The 26,133-nt window shown below is 33.3% G+C and carries 19 protein-coding genes; 17 read left to right on the top strand and 2 right to left on the bottom strand.

Features of this window, described 5'->3' with window-relative positions:
• Positions 1–166: 166 nt before the first annotated feature.
• The gene (xerA, locus tag ACFFGA_RS16120; protein ID WP_386065679.1) at positions 167–1,294 is read right to left on the bottom strand and encodes a site-specific tyrosine recombinase/integron integrase; all 1,128 of its coding nucleotides are present in this window, start codon (positions 1,292–1,294) and stop codon (positions 167–169) included.
• Between the two features lie 89 nt (positions 1,295–1,383).
• On the opposite strand from xerA, the gene ACFFGA_RS16115 reads away from it, so the two are divergent.
• Positions 1,384–1,776 carry a hypothetical protein gene (locus tag ACFFGA_RS16115; RefSeq protein WP_386065677.1) on the top strand — a complete coding sequence of 131 codons (393 nt, stop codon included), beginning with the start codon at positions 1,384–1,386 and terminating at the stop codon, positions 1,774–1,776.
• Positions 1,777–2,078: 302 nt separating this feature from the next.
• On the opposite strand, the gene ACFFGA_RS16110 is transcribed toward ACFFGA_RS16115, so the two are convergent.
• Positions 2,079–2,462, bottom strand: coding sequence for a VOC family protein (locus ACFFGA_RS16110; protein WP_386065675.1), 384 nt, complete (start codon positions 2,460–2,462; stop codon positions 2,079–2,081).
• 373 nt (positions 2,463–2,835) lie between these two features.
• On the opposite strand from ACFFGA_RS16110, the gene ACFFGA_RS16105 reads away from it, so the two are divergent.
• The 16 genes from ACFFGA_RS16105 to ACFFGA_RS16030 all read left to right on the top strand — a co-directional run bounded on the left by ACFFGA_RS16105 (position 2,836) and on the right by ACFFGA_RS16030 (position 26,088).
• Positions 2,836–3,741: a polysaccharide lyase family 7 protein gene (locus ACFFGA_RS16105; RefSeq protein ID WP_386065673.1), complete on the top strand. Its 906-nt coding sequence runs from the start codon at positions 2,836–2,838 to the stop codon at positions 3,739–3,741.
• 17 nt (positions 3,742–3,758) lie between these two features.
• Positions 3,759–5,591: a T9SS type A sorting domain-containing protein gene (locus ACFFGA_RS16100; RefSeq protein WP_386065671.1), complete on the top strand. Its 1,833-nt coding sequence runs from the start codon at positions 3,759–3,761 to the stop codon at positions 5,589–5,591.
• 92 nt (positions 5,592–5,683) lie between these two features.
• Positions 5,684–7,996 (top strand): chondroitinase-B domain-containing protein, encoded by a 2,313-nt coding sequence (locus ACFFGA_RS16095; protein ID WP_386065669.1) that lies wholly within the window; start codon positions 5,684–5,686, stop codon positions 7,994–7,996.
• Positions 7,997–8,046: 50 nt separating this feature from the next.
• On the top strand, positions 8,047–9,069 hold the full coding sequence (locus ACFFGA_RS16090; protein WP_386065667.1) for a polysaccharide lyase family 7 protein: 1,023 nt from the start codon (positions 8,047–8,049) through the stop codon (positions 9,067–9,069).
• 11 nt (positions 9,070–9,080) lie between these two features.
• A complete protein-coding gene (gnd, locus tag ACFFGA_RS16085; protein WP_386065665.1) occupies positions 9,081–10,973 on the top strand; it encodes an NADP-dependent phosphogluconate dehydrogenase in 1,893 nt (630 codons plus the stop codon).
• Between the two features lie 4 nt (positions 10,974–10,977).
• Positions 10,978–12,252, top strand: a complete 1,275-nt coding sequence (locus ACFFGA_RS16080; protein ID WP_386065663.1) for an Nramp family divalent metal transporter — start codon at positions 10,978–10,980, stop codon at positions 12,250–12,252.
• Between the two features lie 24 nt (positions 12,253–12,276).
• Positions 12,277–13,380: a polysaccharide lyase family 7 protein gene (locus ACFFGA_RS16075; protein WP_386065661.1), complete on the top strand. Its 1,104-nt coding sequence runs from the start codon at positions 12,277–12,279 to the stop codon at positions 13,378–13,380.
• 10 nt (positions 13,381–13,390) lie between these two features.
• Positions 13,391–14,158, top strand: a complete 768-nt coding sequence (locus tag ACFFGA_RS16070; protein WP_386065659.1) for an SDR family NAD(P)-dependent oxidoreductase — start codon at positions 13,391–13,393, stop codon at positions 14,156–14,158.
• Between the two features lie 154 nt (positions 14,159–14,312).
• Complete coding sequence (locus ACFFGA_RS16065) at positions 14,313–16,583, top strand: alginate lyase family protein (RefSeq protein WP_386065657.1); 2,271 nt, start codon at positions 14,313–14,315, stop codon at positions 16,581–16,583.
• Positions 16,584–16,647: 64 nt separating this feature from the next.
• The gene (locus tag ACFFGA_RS16060; protein WP_386065655.1) at positions 16,648–17,025 is read left to right on the top strand and encodes a cupin domain-containing protein; all 378 of its coding nucleotides are present in this window, start codon (positions 16,648–16,650) and stop codon (positions 17,023–17,025) included.
• A 300-nt stretch (positions 17,026–17,325) separates the two neighbouring features.
• On the top strand, positions 17,326–20,448 hold the full coding sequence (locus tag ACFFGA_RS16055; protein ID WP_386065653.1) for a SusC/RagA family TonB-linked outer membrane protein: 3,123 nt from the start codon (positions 17,326–17,328) through the stop codon (positions 20,446–20,448).
• A 17-nt stretch (positions 20,449–20,465) separates the two neighbouring features.
• Positions 20,466–21,917, top strand: coding sequence for a RagB/SusD family nutrient uptake outer membrane protein (locus ACFFGA_RS16050; protein WP_386065651.1), 1,452 nt, complete (start codon positions 20,466–20,468; stop codon positions 21,915–21,917).
• 12 nt (positions 21,918–21,929) lie between these two features.
• Positions 21,930–22,952 (top strand): PKD domain-containing protein, encoded by a 1,023-nt coding sequence (locus ACFFGA_RS16045; protein WP_386065649.1) that lies wholly within the window; start codon positions 21,930–21,932, stop codon positions 22,950–22,952.
• Between the two features lie 8 nt (positions 22,953–22,960).
• On the top strand, positions 22,961–23,890 hold the full coding sequence (locus ACFFGA_RS16040) for a polysaccharide lyase family 7 protein (protein WP_386065647.1): 930 nt from the start codon (positions 22,961–22,963) through the stop codon (positions 23,888–23,890).
• A 160-nt stretch (positions 23,891–24,050) separates the two neighbouring features.
• Positions 24,051–24,752: a FadR/GntR family transcriptional regulator gene (locus tag ACFFGA_RS16035; protein ID WP_386065645.1), complete on the top strand. Its 702-nt coding sequence runs from the start codon at positions 24,051–24,053 to the stop codon at positions 24,750–24,752.
• 34 nt (positions 24,753–24,786) lie between these two features.
• The gene (locus ACFFGA_RS16030) at positions 24,787–26,088 is read left to right on the top strand and encodes an MFS transporter (protein ID WP_386065643.1); all 1,302 of its coding nucleotides are present in this window, start codon (positions 24,787–24,789) and stop codon (positions 26,086–26,088) included.
• The last annotated feature ends 45 nt before the right edge of the window (positions 26,089–26,133 follow it).

The following is a 26,133-nucleotide window of genomic DNA, read 5'->3' as shown; positions in this document are numbered from 1 at the left end:
AGTTTTAAATCCTTCTGAATATAGTTTAGAAGCAATAATACTTTCTTCTCCTTCCAACATCGGAACTTCCATCTTACATCTCCAGCAATATCGTATTCTCATAATGTTGATTCAAATTGTGCCTAACAATTGAATATAGTTATTAACTATATCCTTACTATAACGACTAAGATAACAAATCTTTTATTTCCATAAACGATCTATTTGCAACGTGAGTGTAAATTTCGGTTGTTTTAGTGGAACTATGACCCAATAAAAGTTGAATGTGCCTAATATCAGTTCCGTTTTCTAAAAGATGAGTAGCAAAACTATGTCTTAGCATGTGAGGGGTAACATTTTTTTGTATACCTGCCTTTTTGGCTGCTTTAGTAACAATGGATAAAACACTTGAAGCACTATATTTACTTCCTCTTTTTCCCTCAAAAAGATATTCATTTGGGCGATATTCTCTATAATATCTCTGAAGGTCTTTTAAAATATTGGGGCTTAAAATAGAAATTCGATCTTTGTTACCTTTCGCTTTCTTAATAATTACAACCATTCTTTTACTATCTATATCGGTAATCTTTAGATTTAATAATTCACTTCTCCTAAGACCAGAAGAATATAATAACCCAATAACACATCTATGTTTTATGTTGTTAGTATGCCTCATAATTTTAACAATATCTTCTTTAGGTAAAACTTCAGGTAAGTGCTTTGCTTTTCGAGGTCTTTCAATATCATAAAATCTGTTAGGCATTCCATGTACAACTTCATAATAGAATTTTATACTATTTACTGCTAAGTTTATATAAGAGTTAGATTTACCTTCTTGAATAAGTTTTTGTAGATACTTTCTAATGTCAATTTCATTTAAAGTAATTGGGTCTCTATCGTGGTAATAATTTATATAGGTTTCAAAGCATGATACATAATTTCTAACAGTATTGTCAGAATATCGTTTCAGCTCAAGTTTAAGTAAATAGTCTTCAGGACATGGTTTAAAACCATCTTTTAGTTTTCTATTACGGTAATGTTCGAGGTTTAAAGCAGGATTGTTTGGGTTAATAATTTTATCTGAAAAGAAGTAGTTACCATTGATCCAAGCTACTCCGTAAAAGGTTTTAAAAATTAAGTCTAAATTATTTTTAGAATTAGGCAAGTAAAATATCGCATGATTTTTACTCCAAGCTATATTGGGTAGTGTCTCAATAAGAGCTTGTATAATTTTATTGCTACTAAATTGGAGGCCAATACACTTTTTTTGTTCGATAAATAAGTGTTTTAAAGTGATGCTTTTTTGTGAATCCATATTTTTTTGATTCAAAATAAAGATAGATATTGAATTATTTGTATATTATTCGAATAAAATACGTATAATATACAAATGATTTAAAATAAATGAGATTTTATAAAAAATGTTTGTACTGTCAGGAGGAATTAGTTGGAAGAACTGATAAAAAATTTTGTGATCCTCAATGCAAAAGCGCATATCAATATAAACAAGCTAAAGAACAACCCGAAAGATTCTACGATAGGGTGAACAACCAGCTTAAACTTAATCGAAAAATATTGAAAGAATATAACAAAGGAGGTAAGACTACAGTAAGATCATCAATTATTATTAATGAGGGGTTTAACCCTAAATTCTTCACACATTATTGGAAAAATAAGAAAGGTGACGTTTATCTCTTCGTTTTTGAGTATGGATTCTTAAAAATACAAGAACATAAAGTAAAAAAATATGTTCTTATTAAATGGCAAACTTATATGGAAAACCAGAATTTATCTTAAATTTGATACATTAATTATGTGAACACAAAACTGAACACGTTTTGGAACATTATTTAGACAAATAATAGCGGAAAAGGTACATTTTTCGACGTTTTTGAGTCGTTTTGAGAACTCATAACCCGAAGGTCACTGGTTCGAGTCCAGTTCCCGCTACTAAGTGAGAGTAATCAGAAATGGTTACTCTTTTTTTATGCAAACTATTTATGGTTTAAGATGAACACGATTTTGAACATGAAATACTTGTGTTATTTTGTTTTTAACGTGTTTAAATAAAATAACACCTGTCGTTAGAGCAAAACGTTTTAAACATCATCGTTTACTTCAATCCAATAGCCATTTACGTCTTGAAAATAAACTTGTTTTATACCATCTTTTCTTATGTAATCTTTACTTGGTGTATCAAGCCAATCAGAGTAATTAATTTTTAATTTTTCCAGATGCTTAACAAATAAATCTATATCAGAAGTTGCTAATGCAAAATGAACAGCCTTATTCGTTTTTATTTCAGAATTTGGACGAGGAATAAGGTGAAGTTGTTTTTCTTCATAAAGTGATAGCCATCTTGTTTTTGAGTTTGAAGCCGTATTCTTAATTTCTTCAAGCTGAAGTACTTTTTTATAAAAATCAACAGATGCATCGACATCTTTAACAGAAAGCGCTATGTGATTGAATGAAAATGTAAACATTTATTAATTTTTTTGAGGTTAAAAATAATTTACTTCTAAGAACCAAATGTTGAGGGAGTTGTGTGCTGCTGAAAGAAAATCTTGTCCAACCTTCCTAAAGATTCATAATGGCTTGTTTAAAACTATACCAAAGTAAAGTTTTATGATTACGTTGCGATGGTAAAGGCTAATTTAACAAAAAAGAAACAACACACAAGGCTTTGGTTTTTCTAACAGATATTCTGTTGTTGAAAGCACTATATTTTTCAATAACTCTAATTTGATAATTAAAGGGCTAATTTATTGTCTTTTTGAAAAAAAACAACCCAAAATATTGCATACTAAATAAAAACCATTATATTTGGTAAACCAATCTGGTTAACCAATTGTAGAAATGATTAAAAATTTTGTACTATTATTATTTGTTATTACCTTATTATTGGGTTGCTCTAATGATGATAAGTCTAATGAAACTAATAACTCTGACGATTTAGATATCACTGATGATGTAACTCCTGTGGTTTATGCAGATATTGACTTTTCTAATTGGAAAGTTACACTACCAGTAGATGAGAATAATAATGGCAGTCCAGACGAGTATCAGCCAAATGTACTTAAAGACTTTGGATACCAGACATTAGAACCAATAATGCCTTACATGTATGATGATACTTCAGATGAGTCTATTGTATTCTATACGTTTCCAGATGTTTCAACTACTAATAGTTCTTATTCTAGAACAGAGTTAAGGGAATTAATAAACCCTAGTGATTCAAGAGAAAACTGGACTTTACAAGAAGGAGGTGAAATGAGAGGAAGGCTTAAGGTTGAGTCCATTTCAGAAAATCATGAATCAAATGAAACCTATCATAAAGTTATTGTAATGCAAATCCATGGTATTATTTCCCAAGAAGATATGAATACACATGGCTTTAGTGGAAACAACGGACCTCCATTAATTAAAATCTATTGGAAAGATGGTTATGTATGGAGTCACAAAAAATCTCTTGTGGATGAGTCAACTTCAGGTGATGATTTATACGATGTTTACAATGGAACTTGGGATGATATTAAAGTAAATTTAGGCTATGTTGGTTTTGAACCATTTGATTTTAGAATTACAGCTTCTAACGCTCGAATAGAAGTTCAGTTAAATCAAGATGAACCTTATGTTTATGAGGATGTTAGTTTAGAAAAATGGCCTTTTGAAAACTACTTTAAGGCGGGAAATTATCTTACTTCAACAGCCGATAATGCGTTTTCTTATATAAAATATTATAATCTATATGTAACACATTAACTAATAAAACAACAACTATGAAAACAAAATTACTTTTAATGGCAATACTTTTTGCAAGTTTTGCTTTTTCGCAAACAACGCTTACCATAGGTTCTGATACTTCTTCGTCTGCAACCAGAGGGCCTTTTCAGCGTTCAAGTAGTACTTCTAGCTCTGTATATTCTCGTGCTAGTATGCTTTATTCTGCAACAGAATTGGCTTCTATGCCAGCTTCGTCAACAATATCTCAAATAAACTTTGATTTAGGTTCTACTAATGTTATAACAGCTTCAGGTGATGCTACAATGACAATTTATATGAAAAATTCTAGTGCAACAGAAGTAGTGGCTTTGGATAGTTCTTGGGATGATGCTATAGCTGGTGCTACTATTGTTGGAACTTACACATTTAATACTACAAATAATTTCCCAGGTGCTGAGGGCTTTATGAGTTTTGTATTATCTACTGGTTTTAATTATACTGGAGGAGCTCTAGAAATAGCTGTAGATTGGGACTGTTCAGGTTTAGTACCTGCTGATGCAGGAGAACCAAATTTATTGTTTTCTGATAATGGTTCATTAAATTGGCATTGGAGTCCTACAGCACATCAATCTCTTAATTATAGATCTGGATCTTCGTCTGCTCCGAGTACTCTGAACCAAAGAAAGGCTGAACGCGTAAATACACAGATCGTTTATACAGGAGGAACCACACCTCCAGCCGTGGGTCAAATTATAGGAGAATTCCCAATTATGGATGGTGGTTTTGAAAATCAAACTGCAGGAAATTTATCAAGCCAAGGTAGTAGTGCATCTGGGACAGCATCTACATCATGGTCTATATCTACTACTGGTGGTACAACAGATGAAGAAATTTTAGATACTCCAGCAGATGCTAGAACTGGTAGTTATTCAGCTCAAGCTCAGCTTAATATAGATAGAGATAACGCTCGTCTTCAATCACCATCAACTGTATCTCCAAATCCAATGGCTATTAATACTGAATACACGGTACAGTTTTTTTATAAATCTCCAACGGCTGTTTTAGATTCAGATTTAAAACCTGGTGTTTATTTAAATAATACAAGTGGTGGTGAAACAACAGATAAAACAGATGTTGATGCATTTGTTGCTGATACATGGATAAAAACCTATGGAACAATTACAACGGGAGATACTTATCAGGTTTCGAATTGGGCTGTTGCTAGAATAGGCGGTCCTGGAGATAATGTTACAGTACAACCTTTGCTACATTTTGATGATTTTGTAGTTTATGCAGGAAGTTATGATGATACAGCTCCTAATGCTCCAACAGGTGGAACGTATGATACTTCAGGCAATGTTGGATGGTCTGCTCCTGCTGGTGGTGTTGATGGAGGTGGGTATGTTGTAATTAAATACACCTCGATGCCTAATGCTGATAATGACCCTAACCAAAACGGTATTTATAATGTAGGTAACACTACAACTAATGGTAGTGGCGGTCTAACAGGAACAGTAGTTTATATAGGTACTGATACTAGTTTTACAGACGTATATTCAGCTGGTAATTATTATAAGATTTATGCTGTTGATAAAGCATTCAACTATTCAGATGAAATAGTAGTTTCTGATGCAACTTTAGGATTAGTTGAGAATGAAATTTTGGATTTTAGAATATACCCTAATCCTGCGAGCGATTTTGTTGTAATTGAAGCTAATACTGCGGAAATTCTTTCTGTAGATGTTTATGATATATTAGGTAAAAAAGTATTAAGTGAAGCAACTTTAGCTAATAAGAAACTAAATGTTTCTAGCCTAAAACAAGGTGTTTATTTTATTAGAATAAATGCATTAAATAAAAGTTTTACTAAGAGAGTAATTATTGAGTAGTTTAAGTTTAGTTTTATTAAAAGCCTTTTAAATACGAAAGGCTTTTTTTTTACTTTTAAAAAACTTCAAGACCAAAAACTTTAATTTTTTTTATGAAACACATATTTTCCATATTCTGTTTAATTCTTGTTATAGCAAGTTGTAGTAATCCAAAGTCTAATAATCTAATTCAGGTATCAAATATTGATGAGCTAAATGCAGCAATAGATAGTTGTAAAGCAGGTGATAATATTGTTTTAGCAAATGGTATTTGGAAAAATGTAGAAATTAAATTTACAGGAGAAGGCACGGAAGAAAAACCAATTATATTAAAAGCAGAAACTGCTGGGAAAGTATATATTGAAGGTGTCTCTAGTTTAGAAATCAGTGGTAGTTATTTAGAAGTTAATGGTTTATTCTTTAGAAACGGGCATTCGCCAAAAGATAACGTCATTGCATTTAGAACCAGTGAAAAAGATGTCGCTAACCACTCTAAAGTTACCAATTGCGTGATTTTAGATTTTAATAATTTAGAACGCGATCAAGATAATCTTTGGGTTCAACTTTACGGAAAACATAACGAATTAAGTAACTGTTACATTGCTGGTAAAACCAATGGCGGACCAACAGTAAGAGTAGATTTAAAAGGAAACCAAAGCATAAGAAATTATCACAAAATTATTAATAATCACTTTGGTCCTAGACCACGAAAAGGTGGAGCAAGAGGAGAGACCATTCAGTTAGGAAGTAGTTTCACATCAATGAGTCCAAGTAACACTTTAATTGCAAATAACTTATTTGAAGAATGTAATGGAGAGGTTGAAATCATTTCGAGTAAAACCAATTTCAATATCATAAAAAACAATGTGTTTTATAAAAGTGAAGGTTCTGTTGTAACACGTCACGGAAACTACGTTACTGTAGATGGAAATTATTTTATTGGTGATGGAGTAAACGAACAATATGGAGGCATAAGAATTATCAATACAGGTCATTGGGTAATCAACAACTTATTTTACAAAATAAAAGGTAAGAATTTTAGAAGCCCAATTGCGATTATGAACGGAATTCCAAAATCACCTTTAAACAGATACAATCAAGTTACAGATGTTGTAGTGGCTTACAATACGTTTGTAGATTCAGATTCTCCATGGCAATTTGGTGTTGGTACAAATATTTCGCAGGCAGATGTATTGCCAGAGTCTGAAATTCGATCTGCAAGAGCTTTAAGAACTGAAGTAGTCAATAACGTTATTTATAATTCTAAAGGTGATGCCAACCCAATAATAGAACATGATAAAGCAGATGGTGTCACTTTTGCCAGTAATATTATCGATAACAATGGTGTACCATTCGAAAAGCGTGAAGGTTTAACAGCTTCTGAATTAAAGCTGACAGATATAGGCTCAGATCTACGTGTGCCTATTTCAGGATTGAGTGATGTTGAAGTATATCATGGTTTTGACTTTGAAACAATTACCGAAGATTTAATAGGAAACCCAAGAAGCAAATCCAATCAAATAGGAGCTATCCTAAATGTAGACAATATCAATTTAGACCTCTTAGATAAATCAAAATATGGTGCAGATTGGTACTCTAATGAAGTTGAAGCTAAAGAGCCTAAAACACATACCGTTGCTAATGCTTCAGAATTAATAGCAAAACTAAAGGAAGCCGAAAGTGGTGATATAATTGACTTAAGCTTTGGTGTTTTTACTATTGATGAATCTCTAATTATTGATAAATCAATTACAATTAAAAGTTCAGGCGATGGTAAAGCACAGATAATTTTTTCAGGTAAAGAAAATACACCACTATTTCAGTTAAGTCCTTATGGTAAATTAACACTTAAACAAGTAATTCTTGAAGGAAACAAGTTTAATTATGCTTTTGCGAGTTTAAAAAAGAATATGTCTAATCACTTTGGACTCAATGTTTCTGAATGCGAAATAAGCAATTTTAATTATGTATTAAGAGTTTATAAACAAGCCTTTTCCGAAGAAATCACATTCAAAAACACTTCTATTGCAGACTGTGAAAATGGTATTGAATTATCTGAAGAAACCAATGACAGAGGCGATTATAATACCGAGTATCTAACCATAGATAATTGTAGTTTCAATAACGTTAAACAAAATGTCATTGATTATTATCGAGGTGGTTATGACGAATCTACCATTGGCGGAAACCTTTTAATAACCAACAGTACTTTTACAAATTGTGGGGAAAAAGAGAAAAACAAAAGATTGCTAAACCATAACGGAATTGTAAATGTGAATATTAATAATAACACATTTAAAAATAATCCTGTTCGGTATGTTTCTATTCTTTGGGGCGCCAAAAACAATGTAGAATCAAACAATACAGTCATTAATTCAGGAGAAATTAAGACCGAAGAAAACTTAGTAATGACGCTGATGTATTAATCAATTCCTGCGTAGGCAGGAATCTCATGAACTGCAATAAAACGTATAAAATGAAAAAATATCTAATCATAATAATCACAATTTCAACACTTTTTTCATGTAAAAATGAAGCAAAAAAGATTGAAACTGGCGCTGAAGTTAAAAATGAAACAACTGTAAAATATCCAAGTGACGTCATTCCGTTTATGGACAAATGGAAAATACTTTTGGGCGATGGAACTTATGTGGACAGCTTAGTCAACTATCAAAAAGACGATTTCTTTTATGTTGAAAACGACGGTCAAACCGATTGGGTTGTCTATAAAACACCAAATTCTGGAGTCACTTCTAGAACCTCAAGCAACACAAGAACTGAGTTAGGTGAAAAAGCGCATTGGATTCCTGAAGAAGGCGGAAAGCTAACAGGAACACTCAAAGTGCAGCACGTGTCCACTACAGGACATGCCAATGTTTCATCCTCTTTTTCGGTTGTTGTTGGGCAAATTCATAGTGACGAAGGTCATGAAAACGAACCACTTAAAATCTTCTATAAAAAATTCCCAGGCCATACTAAAGGGTCTGTGTTTTGGAACTATGAAATCAATACTGAAGGTGATAATTCTGGACGTTGGGATTATTCTACCGCAGTTTGGGGTTATGATTTTTCGGTTAAAGGACCAGATGAAACCACTAATCCTGAAGAGCCAAAAGATGGCATTGCTTTAGGAGAAGTGTTTAGTTATGAAGTAAATGTCCATAAAGGAATTATGTATTTAACGTTTACAAGTGAAGGTCATGACACAAAAACGTTTACTAAAAGTTTAATCAAATCCGATTTTTCTACACAAGAAGCAATTCCACAACAGATTATTGATGTGTATGCTTCCAGAAGAACACCAGGTGTAGAACGAGAAATTGCTTATACTGGTGAGATTAATTATTTCAAACAAGGTGCTTATAATCAGGCTAACGGAAAGAGTACCAAGTCTGAAACCTATAGAGGCGATATCGCAAAGCAGTATGAAAATGGAAGTTATGCTGAGGTTTGGTTTAAAGAGGCGACGGTTGGTCCATCTACTGACCCCAATAAATGAAATAAGGAATATTGAATAAAGTCATATTTATAATGGGTGTTTCGGGTTGTGGAAAAAGCACAATAGGAACATTACTTGCTGAAGAATTAAGCATTCCTTTTTTTGATGGTGATGACTTTCATCCTAAGGAAAATATAAAAAAAATGGCAAGCGGTCAACCTTTAAATGATGAGGACAGACAAGGTTGGTTGGAGACATTAAATACATTAGCGACACAGCAACTAGCTAAAAACAGTTGCGTTATTGTATGTTCTGCATTAAAACAAACGTATCGAGATATACTAAGTTTAGACATTAAAGCCAGAACAAAATGGGTGTTTTTGTCTGGGTCTTTTAATGAAATTTTTATTAGGGCAAATGCTAGGAAAGATCATTTTATGCCTTCGGAATTGTTACAATCACAGTTTGATACTTTAGAAGAACCTCAAAACGCTTTTAAAGTTGATGTCAGTTTAACACCAGAACAAATCATAAAAAAGATAAAAAACAAATTAATGAATACTTCAGAATTTGGATTGTTTGGCTTAGGGGTTATGGGAAAAAGCCTGTGCCGAAACTTAGCTAACAACGGTTTTAAAATTGCTATGTTCAACAGGCATGTTGATGGTGTTGAAGTTGATGTGGCTAAAAACTTTAAAGCTGAGCATCCCGAATTATCTGAAGCTGCTGCTTTTGATAATATTTCAGCATTTGTAAACGCATTAGAAACACCAAGAAAAATTATGCTTATGGTCAATGCAGGTAAAACAATCGATTACGTCATTGAAGATTTGCTACCTCATTTATCTGTTGGTGATATTTTAATTGATGGTGGAAATTCTAATTATAAAAAAACAAAAGAACGCTTCGAGTATTTAAAATCTAAAGGCATTCATTTTATAGGAACAGGTGTTTCTGGTGGTGAAGAAGGTGCTCTAAAAGGACCATCTATTATGCCAAGTGGAGATCAAGAAGCGTATAACAATGTGAAACCTTTTCTGGAAAAAATTTCTGCCAAAGACCAAAATAACTTACCGTGTTGCACCTATGTTGGACCCGAAGGTAGTGGTCATTTTATTAAAATGGTGCACAATGGTGTCGAGTATGTTGAAATGCAATTACTAGCTGAAGTTATCACTATTTTGGAAGCTTCAGGCCATAACTTAGATGAGATTGCTAACATTTTAGAAACCTGGAAAAACACGGCAAATAGTTATTTGTTAGAAATAACCATAGATATTTTAAGAACAAAAGAATGCAATGATTGGCTGGTAAAAAAGATATTGGATAAGGCAGGAAATAAAGGCACAGGAAACTGGACAACTATCGCTTCAGCAGAATTGGGCGTGCCAAGTACATTAATCGCTTCAGCCTTATTTGCTAGATATACCTCATTTTATAAAGAGGAGCGTATTCAGTTACATGCTAACTTTAAAAGTGAAACCATTTCAGGTTTACAGTTGTCTTCAACCGAAATTTTAGAAGCCTATCAGTTTGCAAGAATCATAAACCATTATCAAGGATTTAAACTCATTGCTGAAGCTTCAGATAAATTCTCATGGAACTTAAATTTAAGTGAAATTGCTAGAATCTGGACAAACGGTTGCATCATAAGGTCAACATTAATGGAAGCACTAGTTGAAGTCTTCAAAGAGACAACGAATATATTAACCAACTCGCAATTAATAACATCAATAAAACACTACAAACCATCTGTTAAAAAGGTAGTGTCGCAATGTGTGCTTAATGATATTACAGTATCATGTCTGGGTGAATCTATTCAGTTTTTTAACGGAATCACAACAGTAGATTCTTCAGCAAATATCATTCAAGCACAACGTGATTATTTTGGAGCGCATACATACAAAAGAAATGATGATGATGGCGTGAAAAGTCATCACACCATTTGGAATAAAACAAACTAATATTATGGATACAACAACATCAAAGACATCGTTACTCAAAAAAATTATTGCCATAGTATTAGGGTTTGGTCCAGGTATTTTTGCCATAGGTTATACCATAGGTACAGGTAGTGTGACGTCTATGATTGTTGCAGGAAGTAAGTTTAATATGCAACTGCTTTGGGTGCTTTTACTAAGTTGTATCTTCTCTGGTGTACTCATGTTTGCTTACGGGAACTACGGATTGATAACAGGCGAAACAGCACTCTACGGATTTAAAAAGCATTTAAAATATGGTAAAGCTTTAGCCATATTAATTATAATAGGCATCACCTTTGGGCAATGGAATTCCTTAATGGGAATTCTGGGGATTTCCTCAAATATCATTTATGAAATCTTAAATGTGAACTTTGATGGTTTAGCGGATTATAAATATCAAACCGTTTTAATAACAGCCATTATCATCATCATTACATTCTACCTATTAATGCTCGTTGGTAAGTACACGTTTTTTGAAAAAATACTGGTCATTTTTGTCACCTTAATGGGATTCTCATTTATACTTTCATTATGTTTTGTGCAACCACTTCCAATGGATGTTGTAAAAGGATTAATTCCAACCATTCCAGATGTTCCTAGTGGTAAAATGCTGGTAGCTGCTTTTGTTGGTACGACGATGGCTTCAGCAACTTTTTTGTCCAGACCCTTATTTGTAAAAGGAAAGGGTTGGACGATTAAAAACCTAGATCAGCAAAAAAAGGATTCCATTACAGCTGCGATTTTAATATTTATTATTAGTGGCGTCATTATGGCTGTGGCTGCAGGTGCTTTATATTATCAAGGTAAAGAGGTGAGTCAAGTATTGGATATGGCAAATACTTTAGAGCCAGTAGCTGGAAAATGGGCGGTTACTATTTTCTTTTTTGGAGCTTTAAGTGCAGGTTTATCTTCTATTTTTCCGTGTTTATTAATCGCCCCTTTATTAATTGCCGATTACCAATCTGGTGAATTAGATACCAATTCTAAGCAATTCAGAATTATAACGTTTATCGCTTGTTTGGTGGCTTTAATTGGTCCGGCTTTTGGCGCCAACCCTATTGAAGTTCAAATTCTTTCTCAAGTATTTAATGTATTTGTATTGCCAGCCGTTGTATTAGGAATCATTTTAATGGTCAACAGCAAAAAAATAATGAAAGAATATAAAACAGGGTTGGGTGTTAATATCGGACTTTTTGCAGCACTGTTCTTTTCATTAGTGATTTCATATAACGGAATAGTTGCGCTAACAGAATATTTCTAAAAAATAAAATTAAATAATACCACCATGAATAAAAAAACAAGCACAATAGCACTTTGTATTTTATGTGCCATTTTTACACTGAATAGCTGTAAGAATGCAGCTGAAAAAGTAGAGGAAACAACTGAAGAAAAAGAGACTGAAAAAACAGTGTTTGCTAGTGAAGTCATTCCGTTTTTTGATCATTGGAAATTAATTTTAGGTGATGGATCAAATGTTGGAATTGCCAATAACTTTGAAAACAAGGATTACTTTTATACAACTAACGATGGTGAAAATAATTGGGTGGTTTTTAAAACACCTAATGGAGGCAATACACATGGCACCTCAAATAATACAAGAACCGAATTAGCACAAACCAAAAAATGGTATCCTAAAACAGCAGATGATAAATTGACAGCAACATTAAAAGTTATGAATGTATCTGCTACTGGAGATGCAAGAGTTGCGGCTTCGCATGCGGTTGTTGTAGGGCAAATTCATAGTGCAGATAAGCATGAAAATGAACCTTTAAAAATTTTCTACAAAAAGTTTCCAGGTCATACCAAAGGTTCTGTGTTTTGGCATTATGAAATTAATACAGCTGGTGATGATAATTCAGGACGCTGGGATTTTTCTTCTGCAGTTTGGGGACATGATTTTTCAGTAGTTGGTGACACAGAAAACACTTATCCCGAAGAACCAAAAGATGGGATTGCTTTAGGTGAAGTATTTAGCTATGAAGTGGTAGTTAAGGATGGTATTATGACATTGAAGTTTACAAGTGAAGGTCATGAAACCAAAACGTTTACTAAAAATTTAATTGAATCAGAATACACAACAAAAGCAGACATACCAGAGCAAACGCAAAAGTTATTTGTGCCTATTGGTCAAGATGGTGTGGAGCGAAAAGAAGCTTATGCAGGTGAAGGCTGTTTTTTTAAACTTGGTGCCTACAATCAAACCAATGGTAAATCACCTGAAGTGAATAGAAATTGGTGTTCTGGAGCTGAAACGCATGGTGGCGATGTTCAAAAACAATATGCCGACGGAAATTATGCTGAAGTTTGGTTTAAAACTGGAAGCATTTCAGTAAGTGACAATGCGGTATCTAACGAAGGGTATTTCAGCAAAAATGATAAAGTAAAATAAAAAATAGATTATGATGAATAATAAGATAGCAGGAAAAAATGTACTTATCACAGCTGGTGCACAAGGTATTGGTGAAGCAATTACCAAACATTTTATAGATAGTGGTGCAAATGTTGCCATTCACTATTTTTCTAGTGCAGATACTGCTAATACATTGGTTGATTATGCAACAGGCAAAGGGCAAAAAGCGGTTGCTATAAGTGGTGATTTAACAAAAGAATCGGATGCTAATACCTTGGTTAAAAAAACTGTTGAAACCTTAGGGAGCTTAGATATACTTATCAATAATGCAGGTTCATTAGTGGCTCGTAAAATGTTGGATGAATTGGAAGCTGACTTCTGGCATAAAGTTATGGATATAAATATGACATCTTTGCAATTTGTAACTCGAGCTGCTGCACCTCATTTAGCAAAAAACGAAAACAGTAGTATTGTTAATTTGGCATCACTTGCAGGACGTAAAGGTGGCCATCCAGGTTCATTAGTGTATGCTACAAGTAAAGGAGCTATATTAACATATACGCGTGCGCTTTCAACGGAACTTGGACCTAAAGGTATACGTGTTAATGCGGTTGCACCTGGTTTAATACTTGGAACTTCTTTTCACAATACACACACAACCAAAGAATCTGCAGCTAAAACAATTGAAGGTATACCTATTAATCGCGCAGGAAATGCTGATGATGTTGCAAGAACAGTCCTATATCTGGCATCGGAATATGATGGCTTTATTACTGGAGCTACACTGGATATTAATGGTGGCGTTTACAATATGTAAATGAGCTATCACTGATTTTTAAGTTAAATTTTCTGAATATTTTGCATGATTGTAGTTAAATTAACACAGAAATGAGTTAAATTTCTATACATTATTTGGTATATATTAAAAATCTTGTATATTGGTAAACCAATCTGGTAAACCAGTTTTTTTTATGAAAAATCAATTCTCATTTATATTAATTTTAGTTTTCGTTTTGTTTACGATATATTCATGTAAAAATGAGAGCACCTCTATACCAGATAGTGAAATTATAAATACTTCTCAAGAACACCCAAAACTAATTTTAACAGCTCAAGGTGTAAAAGACATTAGAGCGCAGTTGGGTAAGATTCCAATTTTTGATAACACTTTAGCAAAAGTAAAAGAAGAAATTGATGCTGAAATTGAAGCTGGTATAGAAGTGCCAATTCCTAAAGATTATTCTGGAGGTTACACGCATGTAAGACACAAACGCAATTGGGTAGTATTACAACAAGCAGGTTTGTTATATCAAATTTTAGATGATGAAAAATATGCCAAATATGTAAAAAACATGTTAATGCAATATGAAGCTTTGTATAAGACATTACCACTTCATCCAAAAACCAGATCGTATGCTAGAGGCAAATTATTCTGGCAATGTTTAAACGATTCTAATTGGTTGGTGTATGTGAGTCAGGCGTACGATTGTATCTATAATTATTTATCTAAAGAAGAACGCAACAAGCTAGAAACAAATCTATTTAGACCATTCGCAGATCATATCTCAATAGATAGTCCACAGTTTTATCAGAGAGTTCATAATCATAGTACTTGGGGAAATGCAGCAGTGGGTATGATTGGTTTAGTCATGGACGACCAAGAATTGATTGATCGTGCTTTATACGGAATAAAAGACTTAAAATTAGATGCCAAGGCTAAAGATGATGATGGCGGATTTTTAAACAAAGATGGAAAAGCAGGTTTTTTAGCAAACATCGAAGAGCCCTTTTCACCAGATGGTTATTACAATGAAGGACCATATTACCAACGCTACGCCATGTATCCATTTTTAATTTTTGCAGAAGGGTTACACAACGTAAAACCTGAATTAAAGATATTCGAATATAAAGAAGGTGTTTTACTAAAATCAATAAATGCCTTATTGAACTTATCAGATGCTGATGGCGATTTTTTTCCGCTTAATGATGGTCAAAAAGGAATGTCTTATTACAACAGTGCTTTAGTTACAGCAGTAGATATTTCATATCATTATGGTAATCAAGATCCTGGTTTATTAAGTATCGCAAAAGAGCAAAACCAAGTATTGTTAGATGATTCTGGTTTAGCAGTTGCTTTAGGTATAAAAAATGGAAAAGAAGAACCTTTCAATAAAAAGTCGATTAACCTTTCTGATGGACCAAAAGGAACCCAAGGTGGCATCGCTATTTTAAGGAATCAAGATATTGAGCTCGTATTTAAGTATGCAGCACAAGGTTCTAGTCATGGCCACTATGATAAGTTGTCTTATTCTTTATACGAAAGAGGTGAAGAAGTGATCCAAGATTATGGCTTAGCACGTTTTGTAAATATCGAGCAAAAAGGAGGTGGAAATTACCTAAAGGAAAACAAAACTTGGGCAAAACAAACTATTGCACATAATACAGTAACTCAAAACGAAACTTCTCATTTTAATGCGAAATATGAAGTAGGAAGTCAGCACCATTCAGTGCTTAATTATTTTTCTTCAGAAAATAAAAACGTACAAGTGGCAAGCGCAAAAGAATCTAATGCTTATCCTGGTACAGAAATGCTTCGTACCATGGCAGTGATTAATGATGAGGATTTTGAAAAACCTTATCTGATTGATATAATGAAGGTAACTTCTGATTCACCTAACCAATATGACTATCCTTTTTACTATTTTGGACAGGTATTACAAACTAATTTTGAATACCAAACAAAGGAAACTCTAAAAGCTTTAGGGAGTAAAAATGGTTATCAACATTTATATTTAGAAGCTTCTGCAAAAGCAAATAGTGATAATTCTAAATTCTCATGGTTTAACAATAACAAATTTTACACCCTAACAACCATCACCAATAGTAATGATGAATTTTTATTCGCAAGAATTGGCGCCAACGATCCAGAATTTAATTTGAGACGTGATCCTGCTTTAATATTAAGAACTAAAAATTCCAAAGACAAAACGTTTGTTTCTGTAATAGAGAGTCATGGAAGTTATAGCCCTGTTTCAGAATCTGCTATAAATTCTAATAGTAGTATAAAAGATTTAGAAGTTGTATTAGATACTGAAGCATATACAGCTGTACATATAACCAATATAAATGGTAGTACAAAATTATTTATAACAGCTAATAAAAACGCTTCAACAGAGACAAGCCATAGTGTAAAAATTAATGATAAGAATTATGAGTGGTCAGGTTCTTATTATTTCAATTAGAATAAAATAATAAATCAAATGTCACATTGAGCTCTCCTGAAGAGCTCATAAAACCAATAAACAAATGAAACGATTTAGTGAAAAGTACATCATAACTAAAGATATAGAATGGGAAGAACTTGGAGGAGGAGTCTCAAGAAAGTTTTTAGGATACGATAATCAAATTATGATGGTTAGAGTAAAATTTGAAAAAGGAGCATTAGGCTCACCACATCAACATTTTCATACACAAGCAACATATTGTGTATCAGGTAAGTTTGAATTTGAAATTGATGGAGTAAAGCAAATTGTAGAAGCGGGAGACGGTGTCTATATCGAACCTAATTTAATGCATAGCGCAGTTTGTTTGGAAGAAGGTGAGCTAATTGATACATTTAGCCCTGTTAGAGAAGATTTCTTAAGTGGTGGAAAGGTATCTTATTTTGGAGATAAAAAAGCATAAAAAATCTACTAGTCTTGTTTTTTCTTTTGATATTATAAAACAGTAGTATTATTCCTATAAAAAGAGAAGATGTTTGCTATTTTAACCCAAACATCTTCTTTTTTAACATTTTATTTTTACGAAAACGTTGGAATTAACAAAATTTTATATATATTTGGTCAACCAGTTTGGTCAACCAATTTGGTTTACCAAATAGAACAAACAAAACTACCCTCCTTTTGTTTACATCGAAACCTACTTTTTTTAAGGACTAATTAATGTTTAATACATAACTAACTAATTTAATCAAAACAATGAATTATGAATTTAAAAGTTAAACTCACTACAATTATTGCACTTCTTTTTAGTGTAATGATTTTTGCTCAGGATAGCTATACTTTAAGCGGTACAGTGAAGTCTGCTGATAATATGCCTATTCCTGGTGCAAATATTCTAATTGTTGGTACTACAAAAGGTGCTTCCACTGATTTTGATGGTAATTTTCAAATTACTGTAACAAGTGGTGATGTTTTGCAGATATCTTACTTGGGATACAAAACACAGACTGTAATTATAGATAACCAAAAAACTCTAAATGTAATTTTAGCAGAAGACACTAATGCATTAGATGAGGTTGTCGTTGTTGGTTATGGTACTCAAAAGAAAAGTCATTTAACAGGAGCTATTTCTAAAGTAAAAAATGAGAAGTTAGATCAAATAGCTGTATCTAGGGTCGATGATGCTTTGGTTGGTCAAGTTTCTGGTGTTAATATCCAGGCGACAAATGCAGAAGCTGGTGGTGCTCCTACTATTACTATTAGAGGTGTGGGTTCGATATCTGCAGACTCAGGACCTGCTGTAGTAGTAGATGGAATTGTTGTAAGTTCAGAGTTCCTTGGTAACTTGGATATGAATGATGTTGAGTCTTTTGAAGTTTTAAAAGATGCTGCTTCCGCAGCTATTTATGGTAGTGAAGGTGCGAATGGTGTTATAATGATTACTACAAAAAGTGGAAAGGAAGGAAAAACAAAATTTGGCTATCAAACATATACAGGTTTTAAAACTGCTCATGGAAGTGATGATTACAGAAAAAGTGTATCAGATTGGGCAGATAGAGAGCTTGCTGCAACAGGGACGCTTTCAGGTGAAACCTTATATGCGCAATTATTAGTGTCTACTACAGGCATAGATAGAGATTGGCAAGATGTTTTCTTCAATGGAGGGACAGTTACTAGTCATTCATTTGCTGCTAGAGGAGGTTCAGAAAGTACTAAATTTAGTACATCGTTAAGATACCTTCATGATGAAGGAGTTGTAATAACGGATGATTACAAATTGCTTACAGGAAACGCTAAAATAGATACGAAATTAGGTAAGAAATTTAAGTTTGGGGTTAGCGTCACTCCATCTTATACTAAGCAAAGACGATTACCAACTTCAATACACAATCCATTACGGCAATCACCATGGTTACCAATATATCATACAGAAGAAACGCTTCAATTTGTTAATAGAGATGACCCTACTGATAACTATTATTTTCCAGATGTTCAGGTGGGAGATTATTTTAGAGAGGAGCATTTAAGACTATTGGATTTAGACAATGATGGTAGTAGAGAAAGACCACGTACTTCAGGGGATTCTAACCCTTACGCGCAATATGTAGAGAGAGAACACTATGAGTATAATACAAAACTATATGGATCTACATATTTAAGCTGGAAAATTATAGACGGATTAACAGCGAAAACATCTCTAGGTATTACATTAGAACAACGTAAAAGAGAAAGATGGGATGGAACTAAACACCATGCAGCTGGCGCAAGTAGAGCACAGTTTAATTTGCAAAATAGATACCGTACTAGAGTGATTACAGATAATACCTTAAATTATAGCAAATCTTTTGGTAAACATGAATTCGATGTGTTAGCAGGTATGACTATACAAAAGAGAAGAACTGAAGATAGTAACGTCACTGCTTCTGGATATGCCAATGATTTACTTCCAAATTTAAATGGTGCAACTTTGTTTGAACCGCCTTTGCAATATAATTTACAACAAAATAAAATTGGTTATTTTGGTAGGATTAACTATGCTTATGATGACAAATACTTATTATCTGCTTCATATAGACGCGATGGCAGTTCTGTTTTTGGTATAGATTCTAAATGGGGTAATTTCCCTGCTGTGTCTGTAGGTTGGAACGTTCATAATGAAGATTTTTTAGTTGATAGTGAAATAATAAACAGGTTAAAATTTAGAGTTAGTTATGGTTTTACAGGTTCGGAGAATTTCAACGTCGACGGTATTGCAGAACTTGATATTTGGCCTTATTTATCCTTATTGCAAAACGGTAACGCTATTGTTGATGGTGGTATAACTAATGGTGTTTCACCAGCTAATATTGCAAATACATTATTACAATGGGAAGCTTCAGAAGAATTTAATCCTGCAGTAGATTTTGGACTTTTTAATAACAGAATATCAGGATCTATAGATTATTATCAAAGAACTAGTGATAAATTACTATTAGATAATCCCGTTTCTTATATTACTGGGTTTTCAGGAGGTATCGTAAATTTAGGTAAAGTACAAAACAGAGGATGGGAACTAGAGCTAAGAACTAAAAATATTACTAGAGAGAAGTTTTCTTGGAGTACCACATTTATTGCATCTACCAACCAAAATGAATTACTAAGTTTTGGAGATTCTAACAATGCGTTAGTAGAAGATACATATGGTAGAAACTCACAATGGATTAACCGAGTGGGAGAACCTATTTCATCTTTTTGGGGTTATGTAGTAGATACTGATGCCTATAATGATACGGAATTTAGAACTAACTATGTTAGTAACCCTTGGAATAGAATAAATGGTGAAGCTGAAGATACTATAGTTAAAGATTTAAATGGTGATGGTATTATTACTGAGGAAGACAAAACTATTTTAGGAGATCCTTATCCAGATTTAGTTTATAGTTTTACTAATGAATTTCAGATTGGAGCCTTTGATTTCTCATTTATGGTACAAGGAAGCTTAGGAGCCCAAGTTAATAATATAGGAGATCAATATTTCTACAATTGGTTTGGTAACCCAACCAGTAGTGGAGGTGCAGCACAGGCAGTAGCCGATGGAGTTATACCACACGAATCTTTTATTCAAGAAAAGGTGTTAACAAGCGAGGTTATTGCAAGCGCAGACTACTTTTCATTAAGAAATGTAAGCCTTGGGTACAACATGCCAAGTGATTTGGTGTCGCAAATTGGTTTATCAGGTGTAAGAATTTATGCTACTGCTCAGAATTTGCTTTATATTACTGCAGATGATTATCACGGTTTTAACCCAGAACACGATGATAATGGTGATCCTAGAGCTTATGGTTCTCAAAGAGCAGGTACTCCTATTTATAAAACTATATCATTCGGCTTGAATGTTGATTTTTAATATAAAAAAAACAAATTATGAAACATATAAAATTTTTAATCGTAGTAGTAACAGGATTTGTTTTCACAGCCTGTGATACTGAAGAGTTTTTAAACCCTCTTCCAGATACAGTAGTTGTAGTAGATACATATTTCCAAACGGATGAAGATGTATTAGCTGGTGTTATAGGAATTTATGACGCGCTTCAAGGAATTAGTGAAAATGTTGAAACAAACATTAGTAGAGCTAACAGAGGTGTACAATTTGAACACCTTTTAACTGAACATCGTACTGATAATACAAGAAATGATACAAACGAAGGTTCAAAGGCAGATTTTCACAGGTATTTAATTAATGCCAACAATGTAGAATCTGAAGATTATTATCAATCTATGTATGAAGTTATTTTTAGAGCGAATAACATCTTAAACTTCATTAATGTTGCAGATGAGGATAATCAAGCAAAATATGCAGCTGAAGCTAAATTTTTAAGAGCCTATGCTTATTTTAAGCTGGTTCGATTATATAGTGATGTGCCTTTAGTTACTTCTGTTGTACAAGCGCAAGACAATGATGCTCTTTTTACTAGAATACCAGAAGCACAAATTTATGAGCAAATTATAGAGGACTTGCAAGAAGCTGTTAGTGTTTTAGATAACACGTATAAATCTAGAGCCTCAAAAGCAGCAGCACAAGGTATATTGGCAAAGGTATATTTAACACAAGCAAATCCTAATTATCTTGGTGCACAGCAATTGTGTGAAGCTATTATTAGTAGTATGGAGTTTGATTTAGAAGATAATTTTTCAGACGTATTTTATTCAGAATTGAATGATGAAATTATTTTTGCTATCCAATATCAAACAGGAGTTGCAAATGAAAGCCAAGGTTTTTCAGCTGAGTTTACTTCGGCTTACCGTCAAGGAAGAGATGATGGTCAAAATATTGTTAATGCAAATCTTATATCAGATTTTGCTATGTATGGAGGAAATAGAACAGAAGTTTCATATGTCACTTTCGGTAGTTCAAATGAAGTAGCAAAGTTTTTACCAGATGGAACTAATCTTACTGTGACACCACCAACATATGGATCAAGCCCACAACAAGCAGGTAATGATTATATTGCTCTTCGTTATGCTGATGTACTTTTAATGCATGTTGAGGCAATTTTGGCTGGAGGTTCTGAAACCTCAAGCACTAACGCGTTAAATTCTTTCCAAAAAGTAAGAAACAGAGCTGGATTAACGGATACAGTAACTAGTATTACAAAAGAAGAATTACTGACCGAAAGACGTGTAGAATTAGCTTTTGAAAATCAACGCTATTTTGACTTAGTTAGGTTTGGAGTATTAGATGCAGTATTGAGTGCACATTCTGATGAAATGGGATATGTTTATGACTCAAGAAGAGCATTGTTTTTGCCTATTCCACAAAGAGAAAGAAATTTAAGTGGTGGTCTTTTGACGCAAAACCCAGGATATCAACAATAAAATAATTAAAACATGAAAAATAAAGTAAATATTTTCCGCAAAACAAAACTATTATTCCTTTGTCTGCTTGCAGCTAGTTTTATAGTTAGTTGTGTAGGTGATGAGATTTTCAGAGATGATTTGCCAGATTCTAACTCTCAAGTTGATACTAAATTACCACAAGCAAATTTTTCGTACACGGTAGATGAGGATGATTATACAACAATACATTTTCAAGACTTGTCATCAGAATCTAATACCTACCTATGGGATTTTGGAAATGGTGATACTTCTATGGAACAAGACCCAACATATACTTTTACTGCCGGTGAAGGAGTGTATCCAGTAACTTACACAACTGGAGATTCTAATGGAGCTACTAGTTCTATAACTATGGACGTTATTGTAGAAGAACCAGAATTACCAGCTGTTCCTGATCCTAGTATAGTGAATGACACTTTTGATGTATTACCTAAATCTTCAGGTTCTGACTGTGCATGTGCAGGTTGGATAAATAGAGATATTGGAGATCAGGGCGAATCTAGTACTGTAAGTGGTGTTAGTGGTTTCCTTAAGTTTGATAATAATGAACCAGATCACGTATATCAAGAGTTTGAAGTTGTACCAAATGCAGATTACATTATTGATGTAGTTGTAGGTTTTCAAAGTTCTCAAGGTGGTTCATTACCTAGTTCGTTTGAGTTAAGAGTATTAGCTGGTACAGGTTATACAAGCGGTTACACTCCGGTTTATTATACAGATACTGCTCTTATGCCACAAGGTAATTCTGCAACTGGTCTTTGGGGTTATAATTCAGTTGCGCAAGTTGAAGATCCAGCAAATAATCTTTTAGTTGAAGCTGTTAGTCATCCTGGCAACACAGATTACATTACTTATACCTATATATTCAATTCAGGTGCTAATAATAGTGTTGCACTTTTCATGAGAGGTTTAGGAGGTCCTGCTACAGGTGGTGCAGGAGGTGATTATGGATATAATAATGGAGATGAAGAGATTCGTGCTGATTCTATTACAATTACAGCAATTAATGAATAATTTATAAGATGAAAAATTTCCGAAAAGACATATTATTTTCAATAGTACTAATAGTATTTCTATCTGTTAACGCTACTTCTCAAAACAAGAAGAGTAGCGTTACAGACTCGGAAACTAAGATTGAAAAAAGGGACAAGAAGAAGCGAAAAAAGAAGAGGAAAAAAGTAAAGCTTCCAGATATTGATTTAAGTCATTGGAAAGTCACTTTACCAATAACGAACGATGAAGGGAAACCTTTAGAAATTAGCCCTCCTGAAATTTTAGATTTTGCTAACATAGAAGAAGCCAAACCTTATATGTATATAGATTCTACTAAAGGAGCCATTGTATTTCATGCAATGCCTACAGAATCTAAAACAAAAAACACTAAATACACAAGGTCAGAACTAAGAGAGCAAATGGTACCTGGTGATAATAATGTTAATTGGACATTTGAGCAAGGTGGAACTATGAAGGGTAAAATTGCGATTGATGAAGTTTCTAAAGATAAGAATGGTAAATATCATCGCATTATTATAATGCAAATACATGGAAGATTAACTAATGAACAAAGAGATTTAATTGGAGAAGATGATAATAATGCGCCACCTATTCTAAAAATTTACTGGGATGACGGTAAAATCCGAGTTAAAACTAAAGTGTTGAAAAATTTGAATGCCACTGGTGATGAATTACTACATGAAGATGCTTGGGATAATGATGAAGGATTTAATTTTGAACAAAAAGTGGGATTTGGAAAGTTTACATTAGAAGTAAAAGTTTCTGAAGGAAAAATGGTGATAGTTTTAAATAACACAGAGTATAAAGTCTATGAAAGCATTCATATGAAAAAATGGGGAATATTCGAAAACTATTTTAAAGCCGGAAATTATTTCCAAACAAGAGATGAAGGAGCTTATGCTAAGGTTAGATTTTATGAATTAGAAGTTAGTCATTAGAATAAGGTTTGTTTGAGTTAGTCGCTTATTGAATTCTACTATTCAATGTAGGTGGAATTCTTTAAGCGCTAATAAAAATGACATAATTATTACAAATTGTTTAATATTTACATAAATTTAAAAAGATTAATCTGGGTAACCAATTTAGAAAACTTAAGTTATGAAAATAGAAATGTTAGCAAATGTTGATGGTCGAAGTTTACAAAAGAGTATAATATCTAAAATCAGAGATTTAATAAACTTAAAAAACTTAGAACCTGGTGAAAAATTACCTTCAGAACGTATGTTATCTGAAAAGTTTGGAGTCACTAGAAGTAATGTAAGAGAGGCTATTCAAAAGTTAGAATTTTTTGGATTATTAGACTCTATACCTCAAAGTGGAACCTTTGTAGCTAATATTGGAATCATAGCTTTAAATGGCATGATAGACGATATCTTAAGACTTGAAGAACCAGATTTTAAATCGCTTGTTGAAACAAGAATACTATTAGAACTTAAAACAGTTAGGTTAGCTGCAATTAGAAGGTCTGATGAAGATCTTAAAAAAATTAAAGCGGCATTAGATGCCTATACTCAAAAAGTATTGGATGGTGAAGATGCTGTACAAGAGGACTTATTATTCCATTTAGCAATAGCCAATGCTTGTGGTAATAGTACAATGAATACATTCATGCTAACAATAACACCTCAAATCATAACTAATTTCGAAAAATACCATGTTTGCGATAAAGGTTTAGCAAATAGAGGAATACAAGAGCATGAGGAAATATTTGACGCCATTAAAAAACAAAAACCCCAATTAGCAAAAGCAAAAATGAAGGCGCACTTTAGTGTGTTATATCAATATTGTTATAATGTATAACTATACATTTAAATAACACACTATAAAATAAAATATGAAAGTAAAAGGATTACGTTGGTGGGTAGTAGGGCTAGTAGCTTTGGCTGCAGTTATAAATTATATAGACAGACAAGCTTTTGGTGCGTTATGGCCTGATATTGCTAAGGATCTATTTCCAGAATTGGATGCAGATGGTCATAAGGCAATTTACGGCACTATTTCGGTGGTTTTCATATTATCATACGCTGGAGGTCAAGCACTTTTTGGTAAAATTTTCGATTGGATAGGAACTAGAATGGGTTTTGCGCTTTCTATTGGTGTGTGGTCTATTGCAACCATGTTACATGCATTTGCACAGGGAGTACTAAGTTTCTCAATATTTAGATCTATCCTAGGAATTGCAGAAGCAGGTAACTGGCCTGGGGCAGCAAAAGCAAATGCAGAATGGTTTCCAACTAAAGAAAGAGCACTTGCACAAGGTATATTTAATTCAGGAGCTGCGATTGGAGGTATAGTCGCCTATCCAATTATTGGATTATTAGCTGTTTATTTCGATTGGAAAGCAATATTCATTGTGGTCGCAGTACTTGGGTTTTTATGGTTGCTACCATGGTTTTACATCGTAAAAGCACCGCCAAAGAAACACCCTTGGTTAACAGATGATGAAAAGAATTTTATACTCTTAGGGCAAAGAAATCAGGATATAAACGAAGATGGTAACTATGATGAAGGTTATACTCCAGACACTGGCCAATTACTCAAACACAAAGAGAGTTGGGGAGTTATAATAGCTTCTGCTGCAATTGATCCAATTTGGTGGTTGTTCATAGTATGGATACCAATTTACTTATCAGAAGTTTTTGGAATGGATGTAAAGCAAATTGCCTTCTCGGCTTGGGTACCTTATGTTGGCGCAATGATTGGAGCGATATTTGGTGGTTTACTCGCCAAAAATAGACTTTCAGCAGGATGGTCTGTAGATAAAACACGAAAAATGACTATTACTTTAGGTTGTTTTATCATGATCCCTTGTTTCTTTCTATTAAAAGCACCAGCATCCGCTATTAGTGCCGTAATTATTATGGCAGTATTACTTTTTGGATTCCAAATAGCAATCGGAAATATACAGACGCTTCCTAGTGATCTTTATAGTGGAAAAATCGTTGGAACATTGTCTGGTTTTGCTGGTATGGCAGCGAAATTAGGTGCAGCAGGTCTTACATACGTAGTTACGTTCGTAACTGCAGGCGGAAATTACACACCTGCATTTATAATTGGTGGGGCTTTAGCAATAACCGCACTTTTAGCAGTATGGGTATTATGCCCTAAAATAGAGCCATTAAAACCTAAGCAGTAAATAAATTAAGTTAAATAAAAAACAAGTATAATTTAAAGGAATAAA

The sequence above is a fragment of the Winogradskyella pulchriflava genome (genome assembly GCF_042434315.1).
Classification (GTDB): domain Bacteria; phylum Bacteroidota; class Bacteroidia; order Flavobacteriales; family Flavobacteriaceae; genus Winogradskyella; species Winogradskyella pulchriflava.
This window is presented reverse-complemented; position numbering and strand designations above follow the sequence as displayed.